Consider the following 18,028-nt stretch of genomic DNA (forward strand, 5'->3'; position numbering starts at 1 on the left):
GAAAAATCAAGGTGTGCGGGTGTTTTCCGCCCCCCAGTAGGCTTTCATGTCGACGATAAGGTTGTCCTCGTTGAAGGTGAACACATCTATGACATCCAGTTGCATCTCGCCATTGCCCGGGTTCAGTTCAACCACAAAGGGGAACGCCGCGCAGTGCTCCGTCAGCCTCACCTCACCGTCCAAGCGGGCCGAAATGCCGGAACTAAATGCGGTTTTGTAGAATCCAATAATCGCATCCATCCCGGAAATAGGCTCGCTGCCTACCGGGTCCTCAATGCTGGCGGTGTCAGCGTACAGGTCGCGGATAGCGTCGAGATCGTGAGTGCAAAGAGCCTTGATATAGTTCTCGACGGCAATGAGTTTGGGGTTTTTGCTCACTGTTTTACTCCATCAATAAGGGGTTATCAGAACGCGCACCAAGCGGTGACAGCCAAGTTCCATACCACGGCCTTTGGTGCGAATCTGGTCAAATACACGTCGATTTGCAGCCTAATCTGGTCGGCACGTCGGCACCATGCCGTAAATGAGGTACTATCGGCGGTGGAGAGTTCTGAAGTATGCGGTTTTCTATGTCAATAAATAAGCTGATAACAGTTAAATTCGCCATGACCAGACTGGGCCGGGCGGTAACTTCCTCGTCTGCGGTACTGCTGACAATGTTGACGCTGTCGTGGTCGGTGGCGGGCTTTGCTGCGATTACCCCCCTCGCCCCGGACGGCCATCACCAGACCGCTATCAAAGATATGGTGCGCCAATTAGAAGCCCGTCATTACGTCAAGTTGGATATCGACGATAAGTTATCCAAACGGCTTCTCGATGCCTACCTGCTGGACCTCGACCCCAACAAACAACTGCTACTTCAGAGTGATATCGACGAATTTCATCGTCTTTACGATGACACCCTCGACGACCAGCTGAAAAAAGCTAGGCTCGAGGCGGGCTACCGGATTTTTAACCGCTATCGGGAGCGGCTGGCGAAGCGTCTGGAAACCACCATCGAAAAACTGCCCACCTTGATTGAAGAGATGGACTTCACCAAGGATGAAGAGATCGTCCTTGACCGCCGGGAGCTGCCCTGGCCGCAAAATCAGCAAGAAGCCGATGAAATCTGGCGCAAGCAACTCAAAAATCGAGTTCTGAGCCTTAAATTGACGGGCAAAGAAAACGCCGATATCGCCGAGTTGTTGCAAAAGCGCTACAGCAACCAGCTGCGTCGTATCGAGCAGCTTGAAGACGAGGACGTTTTTCAGATCTACGCCAACGCCTTTGCGTCACTTTACGACCCTCACACTGATTATTTTTCTCCCCGCACATCTGAGAATTTCCAGATCAATATGAGCCTCAAACTGGAAGGTATAGGTGCGGTGCTGCAGATGGAAGATGACTACACCAAGGTTGTGCGCCTGGTGCCGGCGGGACCCGCAGATAAGCAGGGTCAACTGCAACCTGCCGATCGCATTGTTGGCGTGGCACAGGGTGAGTCCGGTGAAATGACTGACGTGATCGGCCTGCGCCTGGACGATGTGGTGGATATGATTCGCGGCCCAGCCGGCTCCATTGTGCGTCTGGAAGTGATTCCCGCGGTGGCACACAGTGATGAAGAGCGCCAGGAAATCGTCATTGAACGCAACGAGGTCAAGCTGGAGGAGCAAAGTGCACAGGGTGAGCTTATTGAAATCACCGATGCCCAAGGCGCGACCCGCAAAATCGGCGTCATAGATATTCCGACCTTTTACATGGATTTTGAGGCGTTTCGCGCCGGCGACGCCAACTATCGCAGTACCACCCGGGACGTGCACCGTATCCTCGGCGAACTGTTGTCCGAAGGCGCCGAGGGTATTGTAATAGATCTCCGGGACAACGGCGGCGGCTCATTGGTAGAAGCCAATGGCCTGGTTGGGCTATTTATCAAGTCCGGGCCCACGGTACAGATTCGTCAGGCCAATTCCCGTGTAGGCTTAGAGGGTAAACGACGCAGCTCCCCCTACTACACCGGTCCGCTGGCGGTGATGATCAACCGCATGAGCGCCTCCGCCTCAGAAATTTTTGCCGGTGCGATTCAGGACTACCAGCGCGGTCTGGTACTGGGTACCCAGTCATTTGGTAAGGGTACGGTGCAGTCGGTTAATCCGCTGCGCTACGGGCAACTTAAGCTGACAGAGTCCAAGTTTTATCGGGTTTCCGGTGATAGCACCCAAAATCGCGGGGTCATTCCCGATATCGAGTTTCCACCTATTTACGACAAAGACGAGATTGGCGAAGGGGTGTTGGACAATGCCATGAGCTGGGACCGGATTCCCCAGGCGCCCCACAGTTACTACTACGACCTGGACGATGGGATGGCCCATCTGCGCAAGCGCCACGACCAGCGCATCGCTGAAGATCCGGATTTCCGCTTTCTCGAAGAACAGCTGGCCGCCATCGAAAAATTGCGGGACCGCCGTACCCTCTCCCTCAATCTGGAAATGCGCCGCAAAGAGCGGGAAGAGCAAAAAGCACTGCAGTTAGCGATGGAAAATCGCCGCCGGGTTGCCAAAGGGGAAGAGCCGCTGGCCTCCCTGGACGAGGATGACAAGGCAGAAGCTAAGAAAGACAGCAGCGACAGCACTGACGTCGCCGACGAGCTGCCCCTGACGCCAGATTCAGTGGCAGACACTGTGCCTGGCGAAACGGATGAAGATGACGAGGACCAGCCAGACCCAATGCTGAAAGAAGCGGCCCACATCCTGGTCGATGCGATCCCCTTCTTCCAGAGCGAGCGGCTGGCTGCACAGCCCTAGGGCCTGTTCATACCTATCCCCACCTCGCTGAAAGGTGGGGCTTTCCTTCTTGCTTACCTAACCGCCTCCCGCATGGTGACAAACTCCTCTGCCACCGTGGGATGTATACCAATGGTCTGATCGAAGTCGGCTTTTTTGGCTCCGGCTTTAATGGCCACCGCGAGCCCCTGAATGATCTCGCCAGCCTCATCTCCCAGCATATGGGCACCCACCACCCGGTCAGTGGCCTTATCGACGATCAGTTTGAGTAATGTCTTGGTGGGGTTGCCACTGAGGGTATGTTTCAGGTGGGTGAACTTTGAGGTAAACACCGCAATGTCGCCATACTTTTCCCGGGCGTCTTCCTCGCTGTAACCCACCGTCGCCAGGTTGGGTTGAGAGAATATGGCTGTGGGTATAAAGCTGTAGTCCAATGCTTCAGCCTGGTTGTTGTATAAACGCCGTGCCAGGTTCATTCCCTCGGCCAGCGCGACCGGCGTCAATTCCATGCCGCCGATTACGTCGCCTAGGGCGTAAATGGACGGATCGGTGGTTTGCAGGGTGTCATCGACGGCGATAAAACCCTGCTCATTGAGCTCTACCTGGGTGTGCTCAAGACCCAGGCCTTCCAGTAGCGGACGCCGACCGGTGGCATACATCACCAGATCGGTTTCCACGGTATCACCACTGTCCATAGCCAGGGTGTAACTGTCGCCCTGCTTCTCGATTTTGCTCACGTTGTCATTAAAGCGCAGCACAATGCCCCGCTGGGTCATTTCCTCGGCCAGTTGCCGGCGCAGTTCGCCGTCAAACCCCCGCAAGAACAAATCCCGACGGTAGACCTGCTCAACCTGGACACCCAGGCCGTGGAGGATGCCGGAAAATTCGGTGGCAATATAGCCGCCACCGACAATGACGGCCCGTTTAGGCAGAGACTCCAGGTAAAAGATCTCATTAGAGGAAATAGCATGCTCTTTGCCCGGAATATCGGGAATAAAGGGCCAACCGCCCACCGCGATAAGAATCCGCTCAGCACGATACTGTTGACCGTCAACTTCCACAGTATTGGCGGCGACGATTTTGGCGTGTCCATTTATGAGAGTGACACCGGCGTTATCCAGTAGGCGACCGTAGATGCCGTTAAGGCGTTCGATTTCCCGGGTCTTATTGTCCCGCAGTCGCGGCCAGTCCAAGGGTTTAAGCTCTGCGTCCCAGCCAAAACCCCGGGCGTCGTTAAACTCTTCCCCGTAGTGAGCGGCATAGCTGAACAGTTTTTTGGGCACACAACCCACATTTACACAGGTACCACCCAGATAACGGGACTCGGCCACCGCGACCCGGGCGCCAAAACCGGCCGACATCCGCGCGGCTCTGACGCCACCGGACCCCGCACCAATCACCAACAGGTCGTAATCAAAATCACTCATTGCAGACTCTCAAGTTAGCTTGTTGATCGGGGCTAGACGACAGGTTTGACCAGTTCCCCTTGGTTCTCATACCACGCCAGTTGCCGGCGCAGCTCCACGACTTCACCAACGATGATCAGTGTCGGCGCTTTGACCGGGTTGCGCGCGATTTCCTCCACCATGGTGGCCAGTGTGGCCACCACCACTTTCTGGTCCCGGGTAGTGCCCTGCTGGATGAGCGCAATGGGGGTGTCGGGGTGCCGGCCGTGGGCCACTAGCTCCCGGCAGATCACCGGCAGCCCCACCAGGCCCATGTAAAACACTACAGTCTGGGTGGTGTGGACTAATTCGCTCCAGGGCAAGTCGATGCTATTGTCCTTCAAATGGCCGGTAACAAAACGCACCGACTGAGCATAGTCCCGGTGAGTCAGGGGGATACCGGCGTAACTTGCACAGCCGGCGGCCGCAGTAACCCCTGGCACCACCTGGAAGGGAATGCGCTCACTGGCCAGCTGGGCAATTTCTTCGCCACCGCGACCAAAGATAAAGGGGTCACCGCCTTTCAGACGGGCCACTTTGCGGCCCTGTTTGGCAAAGTCCACCAACAGCTGGTTAATGTCCTCTTGAGGAACCGCGTGATTAGAGCGGGCTTTGCCGACAAACACCCGCTGTGCGTCTTTGCGGCACAGCTCGACAATCGCCGGGGCGACCAGGCGGTCGTAGAGCACCACGTCTGCCCGCTGTAACAGGCGCATGGCTTTAAAAGTCATCAGGTCCGGGTCGCCGGGCCCCGCGCCTATCAGATAGACCTCGCCGCCACTGGGGGCGTCGGCGCTGGCGATCTGTTCCTGCAGCATCTCTTTGGCGGCGTCCTCTTTGCCGGCGTACACCATCTCCGCCACAGGGCCGTCCAGGGCTTTCTCCCAGAACAAACGGCGATCCTCGATATCGCTAAAGCGGGCCTTGACGGCGTCCCGACACTCCCCCACCAATTTGGCCAGGCGTCCGTAGGCTGCCGGAATACTGCTCTCCAGTTTGGCGCGCACGATACGGGCCAGCACAGGGCTTCTTCCCCCGCTACTAACAGCGACCACCAGGGGCGAACGGTCGATAATGGCGGGCAGAATAAAACTGCACAGCGCGGGGTTATCCACCACATTGACGGGGATATTAGCGGCGTGACAGTCCCCGGACACCTGTGCATTCAGCGCTTCATCGTCAGTGGCAGCAATGGCCAGGAAAACACCGTCAAGATCATCCTGCGTGTAGGCGCGGTGATGGCATTGGCCGCTGTTATCGGCAGCCAGTTGTTCCAACTCGGCGTCGATCTCCGGGGCGACTACCCGCAGTCTGGCCCCGGCTTTTTGCAGTAAGTTGGCTTTGCGCAGTGCCACGGCGCCGCCACCGACCACCAGACAGCATTTGTCCTTGAGGTCGGTAAACAGGGGCAAAAATTCCATAGTCCTATCCTAACTGGCTGGCAGCAATCTCGGTGATTCCACCCATATAGGGCCGCAACACCTCGGGCACGGTCACGCTGCCATCTGCCTGCTGGTAGTTTTCCAAAATTGCCACCAGGGTCCGCCCCACGGCCAGGCCTGAGCCATTGAGGGTGTGCAGCAATTCCGGCTTGCCGGTTTCCGGATTGCGCCAACGGGCCATCATGCGGCGGGCCTGATAGTCGCCAAAGTTACTGCAGGAGGAAATTTCCCGGTAGGTGTTCTGAGCTGGCAACCACACTTCCAGGTCGTAGGTTTTTTGTGCTGAGAAGCCCAAGTCGCCGCCGCAGAGAATCACTTTGCGGTACGGCAGCTCCAGCATCTTGAGGATCGCTTCAGCGTGACCGGTAAGCGACTCCAGGGCCGCATCTGAATCCTCTGGGCGTACAAACTGCACCAGCTCCACCTTTTCAAACTGGTGCTGGCGGATCATGCCGCGGGTATCCCGGCCGTAGCTGCCGGCTTCGCTGCGGAAGCAGGGAGTGTGACAGGTAAAACGCAGGCCATCGCCAAACTCACTGGCGTCGACAATGCGGTCCCGCATCAGATTGGTAACCGGCACCTCGGCGGTGGGAATCAGGTAATAGCCACTGTCGCCCTGCAGTTTGAACAGGTCTTCCTCAAACTTAGGGAGCTGGCCGGTGCCCTGGAGTGAGTCGGCATTGACGATATAGGGCACGTACACTTCCTGGTAACCGTGAACGCCGGTGTGGGTGTTCAGCATTAGCTGGATTAGCGCCCGGTGCAGTCGCGCCAGGGGGCCATGCATAACGGCAAAGCGGCTGCCGGTGATTTTGCTGGCCACTTCAAAGTCCAGGCCACCCAGCGCTTCGCCCAGGTCGACATGGTCTTTAATCTCAAAATCAAACTGGCGGGGTTGACCCCAGCGGCTGACTTCGATGTTGTCGTCTTCGCTGTCACCGGCGGGCACATCGGCAAGCGGCATATTGGGCACCGCCAGTAACAGGGTGTCCAAAGCGTCGTTGGCGTCTTTGGCTTCCTGGGTCAGTTGCTTTAGCTGTTCCTCGATTTTGGCCAGGGTCTCGTTAACCTGAGCCTTGGCGTCATCGACGCTGACACCGCTTTTGACCAGCTCGCCAATTTGCTTGGATGCCTGTTTGCGCTCGGCCAGCAACTGCTGGCTATCCATATCAGCCTGCTTGCGGCGGGCGTCCAGCGCCTGGAACTGGGCGATGTCGAAGGTGTAGCCCTTCTTCGCCAGTGCCTTGGCGACCTCCTCAACTTGCTGTCGCACAAGCTTAATGTCTAACATCTAAAATATACTCCAACTGCCTAAATTTTAACGAATTGATTGAATTCCAAGCCAGCATCCCAAGACGCAGGTGACCACTGTAATCAGCATATAACTGGCGGCGGTGATCAATTTTCCGCTCTCCAGCAGCGCGACGGTTTCCAGCGAAAAGGTGGAAAAGGTGGTAAACGCACCGAGAAAGCCGACAATCAGCACGTAGCGCCAATCGGGATGCCACGACGTCTTCTCGGTGATCACCACGTATATCGCACCGATCAGAAAGGAGCCAATCAGATTGACCGCAAAGGTCCCCACTGGCCAATGTTGAGGCCCTATCAGTGTCTGCACCAGCCGCGCCATGCCGTAGCGGGCCACTGCCCCGCCTGCGCCGCCAAGTGCTATAAGAAACAAAGGTTGCACGTTATGCCCCGGTGATCGCTTTTGGAAAGCGGGTGATTTTAGCAACTTAGGGCCTGTTCACACTAATCCTATTCGCCCCATCCAGCCTGCAAGAGGTGTTTTCGCCCTTTTTTGCCGGGTTCTGTCCGCTGAGGGCTAACGATAGCGTTTATAGGGACTGTCTGCGTCCCGCTGCCTAAGTTGTCGCAATTTCTCGGCAATTTTAATTTCCAGGCCCCGTTCAACCGGTTGGTAGAAGACCCGATCCGCCAGGGATTCTGGCAGATAACTCTCTCCGGCCGCATACGCATCGGGCTCATCATGGGCATAGCGATAGCCGTCGCCAAAGCCTTGCTCTTTCATCATGCCGGTGGGGGCATTGCGCAAGTGCATGGGCACATCTTCGCTGCCACCCTGGGACACCTCCCGGCGCACGGCGTTGTAGGCGTTGTAAACCGCATTGCTCTTTGGGGCGGCAGCGAGGTAGCAGATCGCCTGGGCCATCGCGAGCTCACCCTCGGGGCTGCCCAACCGGGTCTGTACATCCCAGGCATCAATGCAGATGCGCAGTGCCCGCGGGTCGGCATTGCCGATGTCCTCGCTGGCCATTCGCAGCAGGCGGCGGGCGATGTATAGAGGATCACAGCCGCCATCCAGCATCCTGGCAAACCAATAAAGGGCGCCGTCGGGGGAGCTCCCCCTTACGGCTTTATGCAAGGCGGAAATCTGCTCGTAAAAGAGGTCGCCGCCCTTGTCAAAGCGCCTGGGTTGATCGCTGACCGCCCGCTCCACTGCGGTGGCTGTAAGCTGTTTGCCGTCGCCGGTTTCCAGCCCTATGGCGGCTTCCAGCAAGTTGAGCGCCCGTCTGGCGTCACCGTCGGCCTGGGCAGCCAGGGTGTCCAGGCAGCCTTCGTCGCTATGCCAACCCTCATGGCAGAGGGCGTGCCCAAGGATGTCTTGGAGCTGCTCGTCACTCAGGGCGTGAAGCTGGTAGACCCGAGCCCGGGACAGCAAGGCGTTGTTGATTTCAAAGGAGGGGTTTTCCGTGGTGGCGCCAACAAAGACCACGGTGCCGTCCTCAACATAGGGCAGAAAGGCATCCTGCTGGGCCTTGTTGAAGCGGTGCACCTCGTCGATAAACAACACGGTTTGGCGACCGTATTGTTGCACCTGGCGGGCCTGCTCTATGGCAGTACGAATCTCTTTGACACCTGCCAGCACGGCAGAAATCGTCAAAAATTGGGCATCGCAGTGCTGGGCAATCAGGCGCGCCAAGGTGGTTTTGCCCACGCCCGGCGGACCCCAGAAGATCATAGAATGGATTTGGCCGGCGTCCAGGGCCAGCCGCAGGGCCTTGCCCTCCCCCAGTAAATGTTGCTGCCCTCTTACCTCCTCCAGTCGCGTTGGCCGCATGCGGGCGGCCAGTGGCGCACTGGTGGGGGGCTCGCCTAAGAGGTCCCCGGCCATTGGGACTTGTCAAAATAAAATAAAGCGTCCTTTAGCGACGGGTTGTACTGGGGCTCAATAAACTCGATATGGGTGTATTGCTCCAGGTTGTCTATCAGCTCCATGGCTGTGAGCTTGCCGCCTTCGAAGCGCAATACCAACTGCCGATACATCTGCTCGTCCTGGGGCTGGAGAATATAGTCACGGGTGCTGCCTCGCTGCTGCAGCTCGATATTGAACTGGGCATCCAGTTGCTCCCGGCTGGCGCTGAGAATCATGGCTGGCGCCTGTGCCAGCTGGGAGTCAAAGGGCTCTTCGTTAAGTTGCTCCAGGTCGGCGTCGTAGCGCCACAGCGTCTTGCCATCGGAGACCAGCAAATAGTGATAAGGGCTCTGGCTTTCCCAGCGCAGGCGATTGGGTCGCTGCAATGCCAGGGTGCCGGTGCTTTCCTGAACCAGTTCGCCGTCACTGTCCTTCACTTGCTGCTGAAATTGGGCCTCCAGGCTATTTAGGTCGGCCAGCTGCGTGTGCAGCTGTTCGGCAGCGCTGTCGGCGTGGGCCGACGTCAGAGCCAGCAAACTCAACAGGGTTGCGGCTATCATGCGATACATCGTGGTCATAAACCCCTACTCATTCCGCGGGAGGCGGTGCCAGTACTTCTCGGCTGCCATTGCTGGCCATTTCCGAGACGACACCGGCGGCTTCCATGGTTTCTATTAAACGGGCAGCACGGTTGTAACCAATGCGCAATTTGCGCTGCACCGACGAGATAGAAGCCCGCCGGCTTTCGGTGACGTAACGCACTGCCTCGTCGTAAAGGGCATCGGCTTCGCCGTCGTCATCGCCCTCCGGGGCCATCCCCGGCATGGCGTCGCTGCTGCCCTCCTCTAATAGACCATCGATATACTGTGGTTCTCCCCGACGCTTCCAATCTGCCACCACTCTGTGCACTTCGTCGTCCGACACAAAGGCACCGTGGACCCGCACCGGCAGCCCACTGCCCGGCGGTAAGTAGAGCATGTCACCGTGGCCCAGCAGTTGTTCTGCGCCGCCCTGATCGAGAATGGTACGAGAGTCGATTTTGGACGAAACCTGAAAAGCGATGCGGGTCGGAACGTTGGCTTTGATCAGGCCGGTGATGACGTCCACCGAGGGGCGCTGGGTAGCGAGAAGCAGGTGAATCCCCGCCGCCCGGGCTTTTTGCGCGATCCGCGCGATCAGCTCCTCGACCTTTTTGCCGACGATCATCATCATGTCGGCGAATTCGTCTACTACCACCACAATCGACGGCAGCACCTCGAGATCGGGGGCCTCCGCCTCTTCTTCACCGGCCTGGTAGTGCTCGTCCGGCTTCCACAGCGGGTCTTTAATGGGGTTGCCGTTGTTGATGGCTTCCCGAACCTTGCGGTTAAAGCCGGCAACGTTGCGCACCCCCATCGCCGACATGAGCTTGTAGCGCCGCTCCATCTCGCCGACACACCAGCGCAGACCGTTGGCGGCGTCCTTCATATCGGTAATCACCGGCGTCAGCAGGTGAGGAATGCCGTCGTACACCGACAGTTCCAGCATTTTGGGGTCCACCAGCAGCAGCCGCACGTCGTCTGGTGTGCACTTGTACAGCAGGCTGATCAGCATGGCGTTAACCCCCACCGACTTACCCGAACCGGTGGTCCCTGCCACCAGCAGGTGGGGCATTTTTGCCAGGTCGGCACAAACTGGTTCGCCGGCGATGTCGTGCCCCAGCGCCAGGGTGAGTGTGGACTTGGAGCCCTCAAAGGCCTCTGAGGAGAGCACCTCCCGGAAGTTGACGATTTCCCGGTCTTCATTGGGGATTTCTATGCCCACATAGGGTTTGCCGGGGATGACTTCCACGACCCGCACGCTGATTACCGCCAGAGAGCGAGCCAAATCTTTGACTAGGTTGCTGATCTTGCTGACTTTAACGCCGGCGTCGGGCTCCAGCTCAAAGCGGGTGATTACCGGGCCGGGGAACACCGCCACCACCTTGGCGGAGACGCCAAAGTCCAGCAGCTTGATCTCCAGCAGCCGAGACATGGCAGTAAGGGTTTCCTGGGAGTAGCCCCGCTTATTGTGGTGGTCTGCCGGGTCGAGCAGTGTCAGCGGCGGCAAGCTGCCGGTCACCGGGCCATCAAACAGCGGCTGCTGGCGCTCCTTCTCCGCGCGCTTTGAGCGCGGCGCCGGCTTAGGCTGGGGCGCGATTTCCGGGGCGGTGCGGGTTTTCTGGATTTCAGTTTTCTTGGCGACCGAGTCTTTGCGCTGCTTGTGAGCGATGCGGGCGTCCCGGCGCTCTTCCCGGCGGCGCTGAAGCTGCAGGTACCACTCCTGCAGGCGCTCCACCAGTTGTAAGGTCAAAGCACCGGTAGTGTCGATGAGTTTGATCCAGGACAGGTCGGTGAATACCGTCATGCCGAACAACAGGATGGCCAGTAGAATCAGCCGGCTGCCAAAGTGGTTAAAGGCATCCAGTACCGCGGTGCCCACGGCGTCGCCCAGTACACCGCCCGCACCGAAAGGTAGACTGCCACTGCTGCTTTGTTCATTGGCCACTAGTGCCGTACTGGCAATCATCACCAGCAGAAAGCCCACCACCCGCAGTGCAAACAACAGCGAGTCAAAGCCCACCGGCTCGCTGCGGGCCTGAAATAGCCGCCAGGCCCGAAATGCCAGCATGGCCGGAAACAGGTAAGCCATATAGCCAAACAGCGCGTAAAAGATATCTGCCATCCACGCACCTACCGGACCGCCGGCGTTGGCGACGCCATTGCCATCGCCAGTGCGGGACCAGCCGGGATCGCTGCTGCTGTAGGTCAACAAGGTGACAAAGATGAATACACAGACCGCCACCACGACAATCAATAGCCCCTCTCTGAGCCGAAGGTGCAGCATACCGCCGTGGTTATTGGGTGTTGCTTCGGGTTGGCGAGCCAAGAATCGCTATCCTTTTTAACTGGTTAACTGTACAGATGCGTGATGGCATTGCGGTTTTGCGGAAATCTCTTCCACTGCGCGCTTGAAGCCCGTTAAAGTGGCCCAATATTATCATCTACCGAGGCGGAATGTCCCAGCGAGCGCTTTTGCCGTTGCCGGGCATTTCCCCTATGATATCTGTCAATTTTCACCCACTTCGGATTGAAAGTTAGTCACATTGTTCAATCCCCCAGCACGGAATTATTGCCTCTCATGAGCGACAGCCAACACCACCGCTTAATCATCGTCGGATCCGGCCCGGCGGGCTACACCGCAGCGGTTTACGCCGCGCGCGCCAACCTCAACCCGGTTGTGATCACCGGCATGGAGCAAGGTGGTCAGCTGACCACGACCACCGATGTCGACAACTGGCCCGGTGATCAGGACGGCGTTCAGGGTCCCGAGCTGATGATGCGTATGCAGGCCCATGCCGAGCGTTTTGACACCCAGGTAGTCTTTGACCACATTGAATCCGTCGACCTGAGTCAGCGCCCTTTCACTCTCAAAGGCAACAACACCTACACCTGTGACGCGATGATAATTGCCACCGGCGCCTCAGCCCAGTACCTGGGACTGCCCTCAGAAGAAGCCTTTATGGGTAAAGGGGTCTCGGCCTGTGCCACCTGTGACGGTTTTTTCTACCGGGGCAAGAAAGTGGCGGTCATTGGCGGCGGCAACACCGCTGTGGAAGAGGCGCTGTACTTGTCCAATATCGCTTCCGAAGTTGTTCTGGTGCACCGCCGGGACCAGCTACGCTCTGAGAAAATACTCCAGGACAAGCTGTTTGAGCGGGCCGAAAACGGCAACATCACCCTGATGTGGAATCATACTCTGCAGGAAATTCTGGGTGATGACAGCGGCGTAACCGGGATGCGGATTGCCAGCACCAAGGACGACAGCACCCAGGATATCGATCTGGCCGGGGTCTTCATTGCCATTGGCCACAAGCCCAACACCGACATTTTTGCCGGTCAGCTGGATATGGCCAACGGCTATATCAAGATTCACAGTGGCACCGAAGGTGGTGCAACACAGACCTCTGTCCCCGGTGTGTTCGCCGCCGGGGATGTGGCTGACCACATTTACCGTCAGGCAGTAACCTCGGCCGGCTTTGGCTGTATGGCTGCCTTGGATGCCGAGAAATTCCTCGACGGCCTGGAATAAGCCCGCCTCGATGTCCACCATCCCCTGGCTTGACCCGGAGAGTCTGCATTTCCCGGATGTCAGCCAGGCTCTGGAAGACCCCAACGGCCTGTTGGCAGTGGGCGGTGACCTAAGCCCCGCCCGTCTGCTTGAGGCCTATCAACACGGTATCTTCCCCTGGTACGAATCACCGCAACCGATATTGTGGTGGTCTCCCAGCCCCCGTGCGGTGCTACTTCCCGACGGCGTCTACATCAATCGCAGCCTGCGTAAAACCCTTAAGCGTGGCGGGTATGCCGTTACGGCTGACCGCGCCTTTGACGACGTGGTATCGGCCTGCGCAGAACTCAGCCCCAAGCGGCCAGGCACCTGGATTACCCGGGATATGCGCCGCGCCTATCAACGTATGTTTGAACTGGGCTGGGCTCACTCCATCGAAGTTTGGTACGGTGATGAACTGGCAGGTGGGCTCTACGGCTTGGCCATAGGCCGGGTATTTTTTGGTGAGTCGATGTTTAGCCGGCGCCGGGACGGGTCGAAGATCGCACTGGTACATTTGTGCCAGCTGCTGCAGGCTCGGGGATTTGTTTTAATAGACTGCCAGGTGGGCAACGACTACCTGTACAGTATGGGAGCTCAGGATATGGAGCGAGATGAGTTTCAGGGCATTTTGCAGCGTCACGCCGTGGTGGCCGATACACCCCGGGAGGCCTGGCAGGATATTGCTCCCTATCCGATGAGCGAGCCGGAGTAATCGGTGGCTAACGATCAACGCATCAAACTCTACGCAACTTCCCCTCACCCCTGCAGTTACTTTGACGACCGGGATGCGAAAACCCTGTTTATTGATCCCGAATTGGAAATCAATCCTCGCCTCTACACCCACCTTTCTCAGCGTGGATTCCGGCGCAGCGGTCCCCACCTGTACAAGCCCTACTGTGAAGACTGTAAGCAGTGCGTCGCCAGCCGTATCCCGGTGGAGCTGTTCGCCCCCTCCCGCAACCAGCGCAAAGTGATTAACCGCAACTGTGATTTACGGGTGGTTTGCAAGCCGGAGATGGATGAGGCGGCCTATCCCCTTTACGAACGCTATATCAATACGCGCCACCAGGATGGCGACATGTATCCGGCGTCCCGAGAGCAGTTCGACAGTTTTTTGGTGGATTCCATGCCCTGCACCGAGTATGCCCACTTCTACGACGAGGATGGCTCGTTGGTGGCAGTGGCGGTGATGGATGCGCTGGATGACGGCCTGTCCGCCATCTATACGTTTTTTGACCCGGACCTCACCCGCCGCAGTCTGGGTAAATTTGCCATTCTCTGGCAAATACACGCCGCGGCAGAACGGCTGTTGCCCTATTTGTATCTGGGTTACTGGATAAAAAACTGCGACAAAATGCGCTACAAAACGGATTATCGGCCGATAGAGCTGCTGGCGGAAAAACGCTGGGTTCGCATCAACTAACGCCGCTGCGAGCGCCGATCGCGCTAAATTGCCTAATTCCATGATTTAGTGCAAAATGCGCGCGAGTTTCAGGGTGGTCGGGAATCGATGACGCCCTGCTTTGCAAGTCTACACCCTTTATCTCAACCCAAATTAATCGTATCTGAGGACAATTGCCGAATGGCGAAAGAAGACCAGATTGAAATGGAAGGCGAGGTGATCGACACCCTGCCCAACACCACGTTTCGTGTTCGACTGGAAAATGGCCACGTGGTAACGGCCCATATCTCGGGCAAAATGCGCAAACACTACATCCGCATTCTCACCGGCGACAAGGTCAAAGTCGAACTGACCCCTTACGACCTCACCAAAGGTCGCATTACCTTCCGGGGCCGTTAAGGCTGCCTGTCCAGCAGGGGCCGATCACGCAGGATCGGCCTCCGCCACTTTCTCCGCCGAGACTTTCAAGCCGTCGCCTTCGACGCTGACTTCCACTGTGCCACCGTCGTTCTCCAGCTCGCCAAAGAGTACCAACTCGGCCAGCGGTTTTTTGATGTGCTCCTGAATGACCCGGGCCATCGGGCGAGCGCCCATGGCTTTGTCGTAGCCCTTCTCCACCAGCCAGCGGCGGGCGTCGTCGTTGACGTGCAGCACCACCTTTTTGTCATCCAGTTGTGACTGCAATTCCACCAGGAATTTGTCTACCACGGTCAGTACCACCTCCTCGGGAAGCGGCCCAAAGTTGATCACACTGTCGAGGCGATTGCGGAATTCCGGCGTGAACAGTTTCTCGATGGCTTCCTGGGCATCGGTGTGGTGGTCCTGCTCGGTAAAACCAATAGAACGGCGGCTGATGTTCTCCGCGCCGGCATTGGTGGTCATTACCAAAATCACATTGCGGAAATCGGCTTTGCGACCGTTATTATCCGTCAGCGAGCCGTGGTCCATAACCTGAAGCAGCAGATTGAACAGATCCGGGTGAGCCTTTTCGATTTCGTCCAACAACACCACGGAATGAGGGTGTTTGGTGACGGCATCGGTCAACAGACCTCCCTGATCGAAGCCCACATAGCCTGGAGGCGCACCGATCAATCGTGACACGGTGTGCCGTTCCATGTATTCCGACATATCAAAGCGGATCAGCTCCAGCCCCAGTAGCTTGGCCAGCTGGCGGCATACCTCGGTCTTGCCCACCCCGGTGGGACCGGCCAGCAGGAAGGAGCCAATGGGCTTGTCGCCGGCGCGCAGGCCGGCTCGGGCCAACTTGATGGAGGCACTGAGCTCAGTGATGGCCTGGTCTTGACCGAAGACCACCATTCTGAGGTTGTCCTCCAGCTTGGCCAATGAAGCCTTGTCGTCGGAAGACACGCTTTTTGGCGGGATGCGGGCGATCTTGGCGACTACGGCCTCGATTTCCGGTACATCAATAGTGTCGACTCGATCTTCTGGTTTTTGCAGCCGTTGGTATGCACCGGCCTCATCGATCACATCGATGGCCTTGTCGGGCAGGAAGCGATCGGTGATGTGACGTGCCGACAGCTCCGCCGCAGTGCGCAGAGCGGCATCGGTGTATTTGAGATCGTGGTGCTCTTCAAACCGCGACTTCAAGCCCTTGAGAATCAGGAAGCTGTCTTCCACTGAGGGCTCGTTGACATCGACCTTTTGGAAACGGCGGCTCAACGCCCGGTCCTTGTCAAAAATGCCCCGGTACTCCTGGAAGGTCGTGGAGCCGATGCAGCGCATCTGACCGGAGCTTAGTAGCGGCTTGAGCAAATTGGAGGCGTCCATGACGCCACCGGAGGCGGCACCCGCGCCGATAATGGTGTGAATTTCGTCAATAAAGAGAATCGCGCCTTCCCGCTTTTTCAGATCGTTAAGCAGACCTTTGAGGCGCTTCTCAAAATCACCCCGGTATTTGGTGCCGGCCAGCAGTGCGCCCATATCCAGTGAATACACCACGCTTTTCAACAGCACTTCGGGCACATCTTCATCGACGATGCGTTTGGCCAGTCCCTCGGCGATGGCAGTTTTACCCACACCGGATTCACCCACCAAAAGCGGGTTGTTTTTGCGGCGACGGGTGAGGATTTGTGCGACCCTCTCGACCTCATCGGCACGGCCGATCAAGGGGTCAATCCGGCCCATACGGGCCTCTTCATTGAGATTGGTCGCAAAATTTTCCAGCGGCCGTTGTTCCGGATCTTCGCCGCCCATCTCTTGCTCGGCTTGCTGCTCGGGATCCATGCCCTCGGCGCCGGACACTTTGGAAATGCCGTGGGTGATGAAATTGACCACGTCCAGGCGATTCACGCTCTGGGACTTGAGGAAATAGACCGCTTGGCTTTCTTGTTCACTGAAGATCGCCACCAGTACATTGGCGCCGGTGACTTCTTCTTTCCCGGAGGACTGCACGTGGAACACGGCGCGTTGCAGAACGCGCTGAAATCCCAGAGTGGGCTGGGTATCCCGCTCCACGTCGTCGTCGGGTATGCGCGGGGTGGTCGCCTCCACAAATTCGCTGAGATCCCCTTTGAGCTGGGTGAGGTCAGCGCCACAGGCCAAAAGGACTTTGACTGCGGCCTCGTTGTCGGCGAGGGCGAGCAGCAAGTGCTCCACCGTCATAAATTCGTGTCGGCGGCTGCGGGCCGATTTGAATGCCTGGCTGAGGGTGGTTTCGAGATCTTTACTCAACATAGCCTGTCACGCCTATTTGCTGCTACTGCGGTTGCGGGAGTTACGCGTGGTAACGGGATCACTGCAATTTTCATGCACTAATCCGCATCTCCGCCCTCTTCGGTCTCTGCCAACAGCGGATGACCGTTATCCCGGGCATACTGGTTGACCATTGCCGCCTTGGTTTCGGCAATATCCCTGGTAAAAATGCCACATACGCCTTTTCCTTGGGTATGCACTGTCAACATTACTTGGGTGGCCTGCTGGCGATCCATATAAAAGAAATCCTCCAGCACCTCCACCACAAACTCCATAGGAGTATAGTCATCGTTCAAAAGCACCACCCTGAACATGGGCGGTTTTTTCAGAGTGGGTTCAGATTCTTGAACCGCGACACCGTGACCGATATCCGGGTCTGTGTCGTCACTCATGCTGTAAATCTCATACTGCATAATCTGTGTTTTACCTGAGCTTAGCACCACTAGTGGCGTCGACAATAGGGGTTATCACCGACCGGCGGGCTGCCGGATTGGCTGTTACTTGACGCGGCCACCTTACTGCTTAAAAATGAGGCCCGAGTCGCTGAATTACAAGGTGCGACCGTTAATAACTATAACGAGAAGTCAGGGTACAAAGCTATGCAAACCGGTGTTGTAAAGTGGTTCAATAACGCCAAGGGCTATGGGTTTATTCTTTCCGAAGGTGGTGGTGATGAGGTCTTCGCTCACTATTCCGCCATTTCTATGGAAGGCTATAAAACCCTGAAAGCCGGGCAAACGGTCAACTTTGACGCGGAAATGGGCCCCAAGGGCCTGCACGCTGTCACAATTGAAACCGACGACGCTACTCATACCTCAGATACGTAGCTCTCGATAGTTTCGATTCCTTCCCAATGGAGTTTGTTCCCGGTTTAGCCGGGTGCAGCAGGCTATTGCCACAACTCTGGCAGCAGATTTTTTTGCGCAGCGATCGCTGCAAACGGTTTCCGCTAAAACATTGGGCGTGGTGAATCTCGGCCT

At 57.3% G+C, this 18,028-nt stretch carries 16 protein-coding genes; 6 read left to right on the forward strand and 10 right to left on the reverse strand.

From position 1 onward, the window contains the following. Positions 1 to 6: 6 nt before the first annotated feature. Positions 7 to 378 carry a nuclear transport factor 2 family protein gene (locus I6N98_RS09215; protein WP_198571464.1) on the reverse strand — a complete coding sequence of 124 codons (372 nt, stop codon included), beginning with the start codon at positions 376 to 378 and terminating at the stop codon, positions 7 to 9. Positions 379 to 605: 227 nt separating this feature from the next. On the opposite strand from I6N98_RS09215, the gene I6N98_RS09220 reads away from it, so the two are divergent. Then, positions 606 to 2,780: a carboxy terminal-processing peptidase gene (locus I6N98_RS09220; RefSeq protein WP_198571465.1), complete on the forward strand. Its 2,175-nt coding sequence runs from the start codon at positions 606 to 608 to the stop codon at positions 2,778 to 2,780. 53 nt (positions 2,781 to 2,833) lie between these two features. Here I6N98_RS09220 and gorA read toward each other — a convergent pair whose 3' ends face one another. The 7 genes from gorA to I6N98_RS09255 all read right to left on the reverse strand — a co-directional run bounded on the left by gorA (position 2,834) and on the right by I6N98_RS09255 (position 11,668). Next, on the reverse strand, positions 2,834 to 4,186 hold the full coding sequence (gene gorA / locus I6N98_RS09225) for a glutathione-disulfide reductase (protein ID WP_198571466.1): 1,353 nt from the start codon (positions 4,184 to 4,186) through the stop codon (positions 2,834 to 2,836). A 32-nt stretch (positions 4,187 to 4,218) separates the two neighbouring features. Continuing rightward, positions 4,219 to 5,625 carry a siroheme synthase CysG gene (gene cysG, locus I6N98_RS09230; protein ID WP_198571467.1) on the reverse strand — a complete coding sequence of 469 codons (1,407 nt, stop codon included), beginning with the start codon at positions 5,623 to 5,625 and terminating at the stop codon, positions 4,219 to 4,221. Positions 5,626 to 5,629: 4 nt separating this feature from the next. Beyond that, positions 5,630 to 6,937 carry a serine--tRNA ligase gene (gene serS / locus I6N98_RS09235; protein WP_198571468.1) on the reverse strand — a complete coding sequence of 436 codons (1,308 nt, stop codon included), beginning with the start codon at positions 6,935 to 6,937 and terminating at the stop codon, positions 5,630 to 5,632. Between the two features lie 27 nt (positions 6,938 to 6,964). Further along, on the reverse strand, positions 6,965 to 7,336 hold the full coding sequence (crcB, locus tag I6N98_RS09240) for a fluoride efflux transporter CrcB (protein WP_198571469.1): 372 nt from the start codon (positions 7,334 to 7,336) through the stop codon (positions 6,965 to 6,967). A 135-nt stretch (positions 7,337 to 7,471) separates the two neighbouring features. Beyond that, positions 7,472 to 8,782 (reverse strand): replication-associated recombination protein A, encoded by a 1,311-nt coding sequence (locus I6N98_RS09245; RefSeq protein WP_198571470.1) that lies wholly within the window; start codon positions 8,780 to 8,782, stop codon positions 7,472 to 7,474. Next, positions 8,764 to 9,381 carry an outer membrane lipoprotein periplasmic chaperone LolA gene (gene lolA / locus I6N98_RS09250; RefSeq protein ID WP_198571471.1) on the reverse strand — a complete coding sequence of 206 codons (618 nt, stop codon included), beginning with the start codon at positions 9,379 to 9,381 and terminating at the stop codon, positions 8,764 to 8,766. Before lolA ends, I6N98_RS09245 begins: the two co-directional genes overlap by 19 nt. Positions 9,382 to 9,391: 10 nt before the next feature. Next, the gene (locus tag I6N98_RS09255; protein WP_198571601.1) at positions 9,392 to 11,668 is read right to left on the reverse strand and encodes a DNA translocase FtsK; all 2,277 of its coding nucleotides are present in this window, start codon (positions 11,666 to 11,668) and stop codon (positions 9,392 to 9,394) included. A 294-nt stretch (positions 11,669 to 11,962) separates the two neighbouring features. On the opposite strand from I6N98_RS09255, the gene trxB reads away from it, so the two are divergent. The 4 genes from trxB to infA all read left to right on the forward strand — a co-directional run bounded on the left by trxB (position 11,963) and on the right by infA (position 14,735). Next, positions 11,963 to 12,913, forward strand: coding sequence for a thioredoxin-disulfide reductase (gene trxB, locus I6N98_RS09260; protein ID WP_198571472.1), 951 nt, complete (start codon positions 11,963 to 11,965; stop codon positions 12,911 to 12,913). Next, positions 12,882 to 13,646, forward strand: a complete 765-nt coding sequence (gene aat / locus I6N98_RS09265; RefSeq protein WP_232787522.1) for a leucyl/phenylalanyl-tRNA--protein transferase — start codon at positions 12,882 to 12,884, stop codon at positions 13,644 to 13,646. Before trxB ends, aat begins: the two co-directional genes overlap by 32 nt. A 3-nt stretch (positions 13,647 to 13,649) precedes the next feature. Then, positions 13,650 to 14,357 carry an arginyltransferase gene (locus I6N98_RS09270; RefSeq protein WP_198571473.1) on the forward strand — a complete coding sequence of 236 codons (708 nt, stop codon included), beginning with the start codon at positions 13,650 to 13,652 and terminating at the stop codon, positions 14,355 to 14,357. Positions 14,358 to 14,516: 159 nt separating this feature from the next. After that, positions 14,517 to 14,735, forward strand: a complete 219-nt coding sequence (gene infA, locus I6N98_RS09275; RefSeq protein ID WP_022957154.1) for a translation initiation factor IF-1 — start codon at positions 14,517 to 14,519, stop codon at positions 14,733 to 14,735. A gap of 24 nt (positions 14,736 to 14,759) precedes the next feature. Here infA and clpA read toward each other — a convergent pair whose 3' ends face one another. Together clpA and clpS are read right to left on the reverse strand one after the other, a co-directional pair. After that, complete coding sequence (gene clpA / locus I6N98_RS09280) at positions 14,760 to 17,030, reverse strand: ATP-dependent Clp protease ATP-binding subunit ClpA (protein ID WP_198571474.1); 2,271 nt, start codon at positions 17,028 to 17,030, stop codon at positions 14,760 to 14,762. Positions 17,031 to 17,107: 77 nt separating this feature from the next. After that, positions 17,108 to 17,440 (reverse strand): ATP-dependent Clp protease adapter ClpS, encoded by a 333-nt coding sequence (gene clpS / locus I6N98_RS09285; protein ID WP_198571475.1) that lies wholly within the window; start codon positions 17,438 to 17,440, stop codon positions 17,108 to 17,110. Between the two features lie 207 nt (positions 17,441 to 17,647). On the opposite strand from clpS, the gene I6N98_RS09290 reads away from it, so the two are divergent. Then, positions 17,648 to 17,875 carry a cold shock domain-containing protein gene (locus I6N98_RS09290; RefSeq protein ID WP_198571476.1) on the forward strand — a complete coding sequence of 76 codons (228 nt, stop codon included), beginning with the start codon at positions 17,648 to 17,650 and terminating at the stop codon, positions 17,873 to 17,875. Positions 17,876 to 18,028: the final 153 nt, after the last annotated feature.

The sequence above is a fragment of the Spongiibacter nanhainus genome (assembly GCF_016132545.1).
In the GTDB taxonomy this organism is placed as follows: Bacteria; Pseudomonadota; Gammaproteobacteria; order Pseudomonadales; family Spongiibacteraceae; genus Spongiibacter; species Spongiibacter nanhainus.

Bases quoted from the DNA above. Each gene is read 5' to 3' on its own strand.
- I6N98_RS09220 (WP_198571465.1), top strand. From the start codon at position 606: ATGACCAGACTGGGCCGGGCGGTAACTTCCTCGTCTGCGGTACTGCTG.
- gorA (WP_198571466.1), bottom strand. From the start codon at position 4,186: ATGAGTGATTTTGATTACGACCTGTTGGTGATTGGTGCGGGGTCCGGT.
- cysG (WP_198571467.1), bottom strand. From the start codon at position 5,625: ATGGAATTTTTGCCCCTGTTTACCGACCTCAAGGACAAATGCTGTCTG.
- serS (WP_198571468.1), bottom strand. From the start codon at position 6,937: ATGTTAGACATTAAGCTTGTGCGACAGCAAGTTGAGGAGGTCGCCAAG.
- I6N98_RS09245 (WP_198571470.1), bottom strand. From the start codon at position 8,782: ATGGCCGGGGACCTCTTAGGCGAGCCCCCCACCAGTGCGCCACTGGCC.
- lolA (WP_198571471.1), bottom strand. From the start codon at position 9,381: ATGACCACGATGTATCGCATGATAGCCGCAACCCTGTTGAGTTTGCTG.
- I6N98_RS09255 (WP_198571601.1), bottom strand. From the start codon at position 11,668: ATGCTGCACCTTCGGCTCAGAGAGGGGCTATTGATTGTCGTGGTGGCG.
- trxB (WP_198571472.1), top strand. From the start codon at position 11,963: ATGAGCGACAGCCAACACCACCGCTTAATCATCGTCGGATCCGGCCCG.
- aat (WP_232787522.1), top strand. From the start codon at position 12,882: ATGCCGAGAAATTCCTCGACGGCCTGGAATAAGCCCGCCTCGATGTCC.
- infA (WP_022957154.1), top strand. From the start codon at position 14,517: ATGGCGAAAGAAGACCAGATTGAAATGGAAGGCGAGGTGATCGACACC.
- clpA (WP_198571474.1), bottom strand. From the start codon at position 17,030: ATGTTGAGTAAAGATCTCGAAACCACCCTCAGCCAGGCATTCAAATCG.
- clpS (WP_198571475.1), bottom strand. From the start codon at position 17,440: ATGAGTGACGACACAGACCCGGATATCGGTCACGGTGTCGCGGTTCAA.
- I6N98_RS09290 (WP_198571476.1), top strand. From the start codon at position 17,648: ATGCAAACCGGTGTTGTAAAGTGGTTCAATAACGCCAAGGGCTATGGG.